Origin of the sequence: Serratia sp. ASV30 (assembly GCF_016428815.1) — a bacterium.
In the GTDB taxonomy this organism is placed as follows: Bacteria; Pseudomonadota; Gammaproteobacteria; order Enterobacterales; family Enterobacteriaceae; genus Chania; species Chania fonticola_C.
This window is the reverse complement of sequence record NZ_JAELTL010000102.1, coordinates 1-8,297: the sequence shown is the minus strand read 5'-3', so window position 1 is coordinate 8,297 and position 8,297 is coordinate 1. Positions and strand designations below refer to the sequence as shown.

Below are 8,297 nucleotides of genomic sequence, written 5' to 3'. Positions count from 1 at the left end.
CCCCCCCCCCCCCCCCCCCCCCCCCCCCCCCCCCCCCCCCCCCCCCCCTTTTCTCACCCTCCGCCCCCCACCGACACCTACACCCAGTTGGCATCGTCGGCAGCGTCAGATGTGTATAAGAGACAGACATAATAGCGGGCGGAGTAAAAACCAGCATCCCATCAATGTTTTTCTATCGGCACCACCAGCATATCAACCGCAATATGGTTGATCGTACGGCGCGTACTGGATACCAAACGACTCCACATATCGTGGTGGTGACCAAAAATCACCAAATCAATGCCTTTTTCACGAATGGCATTGTTCAGCGCTTCGCTTAGATCACCACGGCCAATGATCACTTCACTGATGGGATACTCCGCTTGCTGCTGGATAGCGTTAAGCATATTTTTCACTCGTTCAGAGAAGGTCTTATCGGCATAATTGAATTCGCCACTACCAAACTCGCTGTAGTGGTTAGCTTGCTCATCGATATAAATCAACGACAGCTTGGCCTGCAGTGCGCCAGCCAATTCAGAACCTTTACGCACCAGTAGTTCGGCATCATCGCTCAGATCGGTTGCAATAACGATATGTTGATAAGTCATATTGTCGGCCCTCCGTATTACCTAATACCCAGCCTGATAACCTACCTATTAATTCTAGTCTAGCCTGAGAGTAGCTGCTTATCCTCTTATCATTCTACTGCTGAAATAATCCATCTCGGCATCAGGCACTACTGCAAAATCTGCAGGCAGATAAACTCGTTCATATGTTGATTTAACGCTATACCAAGGCGCAGGAAGTGGTGCAAAACCAGGTAAAACTGGATTCCCAAGTGTCTTAAGCGCCATAGCAAGCGTGGGCTAACCCATTGTTTACTCAAACGGGCGCAGCATGATACTGCCCCCTATGTTGTCACCTCGGAGAGGGAATGTCTGCAGCCTCGGTGCCGATCCGCATTCAAGCCCTCCGGCCCCATCTTCCATTACAGAAAGGTTCAGAAAATAAAGAAAATATATGATGGTGTGAAATGCCCATGAACTCCTTATACTCGGCCCTGTCGATAAGAAAAATCACCAGGCCTCCATCACCCAACCCTTTCCCCCTCCCATTCGACGCTTACTCCCAGATTAATCCAGACTTCGGCTTAATCATTTACCCATGATTGGCCCTGAGTGCCGGAAACGCCACGCGCCATCATCAGGATAACGCAATGTCAATTTCTCCCTCTGCCCGGGTCGCAAGCAACAGCTTGATTGAACCGGGGGCGATTATCGGTGCGCGCGTCAGCATTGGCCCCTTCTGCATCATCGCAGCTGGCGTCGAGGTTGGTGATGACACGGTGATAGCCTCTCATGTCAGTATTAACGGCCTCACCCGTATTGGCTGCAATAACGTTATCGGGCAGTTTTCCACTATCGGCGAAGTGAATCAGGATTTGAAATATGCTGGTGAAGCTACGGACGTGTTGATCGGCGACAGAAACAGGATCGGCAAAAATGCGACCATTCATCGCGGTACTGCTCAAGGCTATCGGCGAACGACTATCGGCAATGACAACCTGTTCTTGAACAATGTCCACATTGGCCATGATTGCATTGTCGGCAATACCACGGTTATTGGTGATAACTCGGGGCTGGCCGGGCATGTTGAACTGGATGATTTTGTGCAGATCGGCAATATGTGCGCGATACATCAGTTTTGTCTGTTGGGTGCTCATGCGCATATCGCCCATCAGTCCGGCGTGGTGCAGGATGTTCCACCTTTTGTCAGCGCCAGTGGCAATCACGCGGCCCCCATCGGTGTTAACGAATCAGCGGCAGCCTTTCAATCACTGGACGCTCAGCAACAGCAAATGATCCAAGCCCTGTACAACAGGCTATATCATCATGCGTTGGCGATCGATAAGGTGAAACAGGAGGTGCAGCTTTTGAGCGAAACCTATCCGCTATTGCAATGGTTTACTTCTTTCTTCTCACGCTCGGCGCGCGGCATTATCCGCTAGGCTCTGCTGTGAACCATTCCATTGAATATTCAATTGGGCGCCGCACGCAGCTAAGCATGCGGCGCCCCTAAATGGCGTAGTCTACAGGCGTTTATTTAGTTACCGCACGGCCAGTATTTTCGCTGGCGGACCAGACACGATAGCGCACCTCGACGTCCTTCGGCACGTAAACCACGATCGGCAAGCGGCTGTTATAACGTTGCATTGCGGCATCCCCCAGATGAGCGGCAACGAACTCCTTGCGCTTGGTATTATCCGGGCAAGCCATCATGGTAGAGGCCGGAGCCGAGAGCTTCGGCAGTACAAAATAGTTGTAACCCCAACCGGCCAGCGTTTTACTCTCCAGATTGCCGCCCATCATGTGGCGATTGCAATCCACTTCCAGCGTTTGGCCAATCAGCAGTTCAACCTTAAAGTTTTCTTCATTCTCCTGCTTGGGTAAATAAATGACCTGCCGGCTCATGCCCGGCTCTGCTTTCGGGAACGGTGCTACTTTTTCCAACGGCTGCATATTGAGATCGTCAGTACTTGCGGTGGTTGCAGCAACGGCGCTGACAGACGCAGCCATCAGCAGGCTGGTCACTACCATAGAAAGCTTGTTCATTTTTTATCCTTACAATTCATAACCTAATACCCAACTACGCTAGCATACTTTACGCCGTTAAATTATAGGTCAAATCTGGATATCGTCCCCAAGCCTCTTGCCATTCATTAAGGTTTTCTTAAGACGGGATGATTACAGTAGCCTGATCCATTACCGCCAATGAGCCACCGTGTGAACCCATCAAACGCCAAACATTCGTCATTAAATCAATCCTCAACGACTAGCCAAATTCAGACTGGCGCCCTTTACTCCTTGCCCACATCCTTTTACCGTTGGCAAGCCTTTGGGCTGATGGTGGCTGCGTTGTTGTTTATCTGGCTGTCACGCAATGAACAACTGGATTGGGCGGTCAGTAATTATTGGTATGACGCCGCCAGCCAGCGTTTTCCTTGGCAGAACAACTACTGGCTGGATCTGATCAACCATCGGTTGTTAAAGATATCGGTGATCGCCGGAGCGGTGCTGGCGCTGTTTTGGGGAATTTATCGCCGTAACGCGCGGCTGATCGTCACCATGCTGTTGATCGGCATTGGGCCGTTGGTGGTGGGGATCCTAAAAGCCACCAGCGCACACTCATGCCCTTGGGATCTGCTGGAGTACGGTGGCAAAGCGATGTCGTTTCCCCTGTTTGGCAGCACGCCAGCCTTTCCGGGGCCTGGCCGTTGCTTCCCCGGTGGCCACGCTTCCAGTGGCTTTGCCGTGATGGCACTGTTCTTTCTGTTTTATCCGCAACGCCCGCGCCTGGCTTACTGGTGCTGGCTGTGCGGTATTACGCTCGGCATGCTTATGGGACTTGGCCAGATCATGCGAGGCGCACATTTTCTTTCCCATAACCTGTGGGCCGGGTGGTGGGTTTGGTTCAGCCAACTGGCTGTTTATTGGTGTATTAGCGGCTATTTCCGCCGTAAAACGAGGTAATACTTAATGGAACAGTTGAACTATCTTCTTTTCGCCTGGATCAATGCCACTCCGGCCAGCCCGGAATGGTTAATCGATCTTGCCACTTTCATCGCCTGGGATCTGATCGCCATTATCCCTCTGCTGATTGTTGGCCTGTGGTTCTGGGGGGCACATGGCCAACTGGCAGCACAGCGAGAAGTGGTAGCTAAAACGACCATTGCCCTGTTATTTGCCATGAGCGCGGCAGCCACCATCGGTGCGCTGTTGCCCCATGAACGCCCGTTTGTCACCGGTATTGGCTATACCTTTCTGGCACATGCACCAGATAGTTCCTTCCCCAGCGATCATGGCACCGCCATCTTCACCTTCGCCCTGGCCTTCCTGTGCTGGCATCGCGCCTGGTCCGGACTTTTGCTGATGGTCGTGGCAATCGCCATTGCCTGGTCCCGGGTATTCCTCGGCGTGCACTGGCCACTGGATATGGTGGGCGGTTTCCTGGTGGGTTGCGTAGGCTGTCTGTTTGCCCAATTGGTATGGAACCTGTTTGGTGATGCCATCGCCCAGCGTCTGACCCGCCTGTATCATTTTCTGTTCGCCTTCCCGATCCGTAAAGGATGGGTGAAGGAGTAATACCTGCCCGCGGGGGGCTTACCCCCCGCCAGCTATAGCATACCGGTCGTCACGCGGAACTCCCGCATCTCCCCCGCTTTTAACATCACTGCCATTGGTATCGCTGCGACCTCTGGGCTGCAACTGGCTGGCTGGACAAAAGCCGTCGCCCGCGAGTTGGCTCGTGGCCGCTGTAAGACGGCATAGCTGAATTGGCCGGTGGCAAAACGGGTTACAAACCTTCTGCCGCACGGTGCCAGCATAAAGAACTCGGCCTGATCGACATACAGCGAGAGGTCGTCAGAGCAAATGACCCGCTGTGGATTATCACGGATATTGAGCGCACAACCCGGCAGATTTTGGCGGAAAACGGCCCCCTCTTCGCAGGCATAGTTCATATGGCACATATAACTCAATGGCTGGGCCTGCTCGGCCAGGTTGTTGATCACCATTTCAATACTGAACTGTGTGCTGCTGGCGGCTAGCTGAACGGCCGGTTGGATGCGGCAAGGGCCGTCGGCCGTGCTGACTCGTACAGTGATCGCTTTCTCCTCTACCTCCAGCCAGACATCAATCACCGGACCATGATCAGGTGGCAAGCCTTGGTGAGAGGCAAAGCAACCACGGGTATCATGACGCCGTGGCTGTGCCCGGCTAGCTTTTGATTTGAGAGACTGGCCGTCAAACACCGCATCCCAAATCATCAAATCCTGGTAAGGCAATAACGTTAAGGTACCCCGCTGGTTTTGCAGCGCCAACGCGGCGATATCACCAGGAAACATAAACGCGGTCACCGTAAAACCAGCGCCGCAATACACTTCATTCGGCTGTGTGCCGAACAATCCAGGGCTCAGATTAATGATCGTCTTCATCTTCTTTCCTCAGGGGCAGCCGTTGCGCAGTGAACGGATTGGTCAAGGTGTAATCTATGTTATTTAAATAACATTTACCAGCCCATTCTGTGGCAGGTGATGCTCATCAATTCCGCTAATGACTCAAAAATTAGTGTTAATACAGCTACCAATTGCGATGTGACGATGTTAGGATTATAACATTACTAACATCCAAAGCGTTATTACACCCACTGAGGAATGACCATGACTACTGAACAGATTGATTACGCTCGCTATATCGACCATACCCTGCTGGCTATGGACACCACGGAAAGCCAGATCAACCAACTGTGCGAAGAAGCGCGTCAGCATAATTTCTATGCCGTTTGCGTTAACTCGGGTTATGTCCCGTTGGCCGCTCACCTGCTGCAGGAAAGCAACGTTAAAGTATGCTCGGTTATCGGCTTCCCTCTGGGGGCGGGTTTGACCGTCTCCAAAGCTTTCGAAGCCAAAGCTGCCATTGCCGCCGGTGCCCAGGAAATCGACATGGTGATCAACGTCGGTTGGCTGAAAAGCGGCCTGAATGACGAAGTGAAGGCCGATATCGCCGCGGTGCGTGAAGTTTGCGCGGCTATTCCGTTGAAGGTAATATTGGAAACCTGTCTGCTCAGCGATGAACAAATCGTTGTGGTTTGTGAAATGTGTCGTGAACTGGATGTCGCTTTCGTTAAAACCTCTACCGGTTTCAGCACTGGCGGCGCTCGTGAAGACCACGTCAAACTGATGCGTGCTACCGTGGGCAGCGAGATGGGCGTCAAAGCCTCTGGCGCAGTGCGCGATCGCGTTACCGCAGGGAAAATGATTGCCGCCGGAGCAACACGTATCGGCACCAGCTCGGGCGTTGCGATCGTTTCTGGCGATGCGGCTGACGCAGGTAGCTACTGATTTTCGCTAGCTCTATCTAGTTATAACAACAAAAATACCCTATGGATTTCGAGCTGCAGCCAGGCGACAAGCTTACTCATCTCCAGGCGCTTACTTTTGGGTAAGTGACTGAGGTGAGTAAGCGCAGGTAACAACGTTGCAGCTTGAAAGACGACGGGTATAATGCGGGGTTGTGCCCTCAGTGCGAACTGGGTCTGCACTACTCCGCATTATTGTGTTGGAGCGAACGAAAAAGACTTTTGGCTCCTTTATCCCTTTCGGCCACACTTGAGAAACCTGGGGTATAAACCTGTAGGAATAACTGATGGAAACCCGGCGCGACGAACGTATCAACCGGCTAGTTCAGGCTCTAAAGCGTTCTGACAAGATCCACTTAAAAGAAGCAGCCGCACTGCTCGGCGTCTCGGAAATGACCATCCGACGCGATCTCAGTGCCGAGCCTGCTGCGGTGGTCTTGCTTGGGGGTTATGTCGTAGCCGATCCGCGAATCAACGGGGTGACCAATTACTTTGTCTCCGATCAGAAAGCCAAACAGGTGGCGGAAAAGCGCCGTATTGGCATGCTGGCAGCTCCGTTGGTCAACGAAAATGACACGGTGTTCTTTGACTGTGGCACCACCACCCCGGCCATTATCGACGCCATTGCCGATGAACTCCCCTTTACCGCCATCTGCCACTCACTCAACACCTTCCTGGCGCTGCAGGACAAACCCAATTGCAAGGTGATCCTGTGCGGCGGTGAATTCAAACCGAGCAACTACATTTTCACCGCTATTGGCCAACATAACGAGTTGGACCACATCTGCCCTAACGTGGCCTTTATCTCAGCGGCAGGCATCACTTTGCAGCACGGCGCAACCTGCTTCAACCTTGACGAGCTGGCGATGAAACACAAAGCGTTGGACAAGGCGCAGCAAAAAATCCTGGTCGCCGACCACAGCAAATTTGCCCAAACCAAGCCAGCCTGCATCGGGCCACTGGCCTTGTTCGATAAAGTCATCACCGATCGCCAACCTGACCCCGAGTTCATCGACTTTTTCAACCAACACGCGGTTACTTTGCGTTTCTGATCTTGGCCTCACGGCCGATTTTATGCCGTGTCCCCGGAGCGACTTCAGGGACACGGTTGCGAATTTCTCGTTAAACTCAGGCTTTTTTTTAAGCAATTAAACTTAAAATATTCCTAATGGCCGATAATTACAGGTTAATGGATTGCAACAACTTGCCAGCGTTATTATTCCGCGCAGAACATTATTGCAGTAATTTGCATCAAATCTCCCCCAGATAACATGTCTCCTTTCTTCCACCAGGCCCGTTAAGCCGCCTTTTGGCAAAAAATTATCGGCTACTTTTAATCAAATTAGCAGTATTTAGCCTTATTTATATGATGATTAAAAACGTCTTATTACGGCCATCATCTTCCAGCCACATTGACGGTGAAAATCAGTAAATAATCTTAAAAACAATAAGATAAGATTTTCTTCCTTAATAACCAAACGTGATCTACATCACTAAAACGGCTAAATCCGGCTTTTTAGCTAGATCCAAACCAGCACATAAAATATATTGCTCGCCCTGCCACACAAGACAGGTTTTTATCCGGTTAAACATTACACAAACCGGATAAAGGTTGTGGGATTAGTGAGAGCGGTTGCAGCATGATGTTTCGCACAAACGCGCAACATTTGCATGAAAATTTACAATAAAAGCCTTTAACCGCACACATCACGCATTTGGGAGCGAGATCACGGTTGTTTCTGCTGTAAATCGTTATCTTGCCGCCAACAAAATCGGTGGGCAGTTGCTCCTCCGACAGAAACATCGGCGTTGACACCGTTAACAGCAGAAACCATTTGGACAGGTTAGCAACATCATTAGCCTGATAAACAATTCAGAGGCGCAATTCATCCTCTAGTTGTAACAACTGATTTTACCACTGGTGAGACAGCCACTTATTTCACCAGCGGATTTTAAACTTAAGTTTTTCTTTTTATTTTAAATTATCGTGTTCACCTCGGAGATATTTATGGACACTACAAAGACTGGCACTATCGCCTCTGCAGCCTCAGGTTCCAGCACGGCCTGGCGTAAATCAGATACCATGTGGATGTTGGGCCTCTACGGCACCGCCATCGGCGCTGGCGTCTTGTTCTTGCCAATCAACGCCGGTATCGGCGGTTTAATCCCGCTGATCATCATGGCCATCATCGCCTTCCCGATGACTTTCTTTGCCCACCGTGGCCTGTGCCGTTTCGTTTTGTCCGGCAAAAACCCAGGTGAAGACATCACCGAAGTGGTAGAAGAACACTTTGGCATCAGCGCGGGTAAACTCATTACCCTGCTCCTGTCTCTTATACACATCTAAAAGGGGGGGGGGGGGGGGGGGGGGGGGGGGGGGGGGGGGGGGGGGGGGGGGGGGG

At 51.5% G+C, this 8,297-nt stretch carries 8 protein-coding genes and 1 pseudogene; 6 read left to right on the top strand and 3 right to left on the bottom strand.

The features are described from left to right. Window positions 1-161: 161 nt before the first annotated feature. Complete coding sequence (locus JHD74_RS24945; protein WP_024528628.1) at window positions 162-587, bottom strand: universal stress protein; 426 nt, start codon at window positions 585-587, stop codon at window positions 162-164. Between the two features lie 608 nt (window positions 588-1,195). Between JHD74_RS24945 and lpxA the strand changes: the two genes are divergently transcribed. Then, entirely contained in the window at window positions 1,196-1,987 is a 792-nt protein-coding gene (gene lpxA, locus JHD74_RS24940) for an acyl-ACP--UDP-N-acetylglucosamine O-acyltransferase (RefSeq protein WP_199063777.1), read from the top strand. A 91-nt stretch (window positions 1,988-2,078) separates the two neighbouring features. Here lpxA and eco read toward each other — a convergent pair whose 3' ends face one another. Beyond that, window positions 2,079-2,591: a serine protease inhibitor ecotin gene (gene eco / locus JHD74_RS24935; protein ID WP_199063776.1), complete on the bottom strand. Its 513-nt coding sequence runs from the start codon at window positions 2,589-2,591 to the stop codon at window positions 2,079-2,081. 159 nt (window positions 2,592-2,750) lie between these two features. Between eco and JHD74_RS24930 the strand changes: the two genes are divergently transcribed. Together JHD74_RS24930 and ybjG are read left to right on the top strand one after the other, a co-directional pair. Then, window positions 2,751-3,509 (top strand): phosphatase PAP2 family protein, encoded by a 759-nt coding sequence (locus JHD74_RS24930; protein ID WP_199063775.1) that lies wholly within the window; start codon window positions 2,751-2,753, stop codon window positions 3,507-3,509. A gap of 6 nt (window positions 3,510-3,515) precedes the next feature. Then, a complete protein-coding gene (gene ybjG, locus JHD74_RS24925) occupies window positions 3,516-4,121 on the top strand; it encodes an undecaprenyl-diphosphate phosphatase (protein WP_199063774.1) in 606 nt (201 codons plus the stop codon). A gap of 32 nt (window positions 4,122-4,153) precedes the next feature. Here ybjG and JHD74_RS24920 read toward each other — a convergent pair whose 3' ends face one another. Further along, the gene (locus JHD74_RS24920; RefSeq protein WP_024528623.1) at window positions 4,154-4,972 is read right to left on the bottom strand and encodes a hypothetical protein; all 819 of its coding nucleotides are present in this window, start codon (window positions 4,970-4,972) and stop codon (window positions 4,154-4,156) included. A 225-nt stretch (window positions 4,973-5,197) separates the two neighbouring features. On the opposite strand from JHD74_RS24920, the gene deoC reads away from it, so the two are divergent. The 3 genes and pseudogenes from deoC to JHD74_RS24905 all read left to right on the top strand — a co-directional run. Then, a complete protein-coding gene (deoC, locus tag JHD74_RS24915; protein WP_074028902.1) occupies window positions 5,198-5,878 on the top strand; it encodes a deoxyribose-phosphate aldolase in 681 nt (226 codons plus the stop codon). Window positions 5,879-6,182: 304 nt separating this feature from the next. Then, on the top strand, window positions 6,183-6,947 hold the full coding sequence (gene deoR / locus JHD74_RS24910; RefSeq protein WP_074028900.1) for a DNA-binding transcriptional repressor DeoR: 765 nt from the start codon (window positions 6,183-6,185) through the stop codon (window positions 6,945-6,947). A 956-nt stretch (window positions 6,948-7,903) separates the two neighbouring features. Next, window positions 7,904-8,221, top strand: a pseudogene (locus JHD74_RS24905) (HAAAP family serine/threonine permease); the annotation flags it as partial. Window positions 8,222-8,297: the final 76 nt, after the last annotated feature.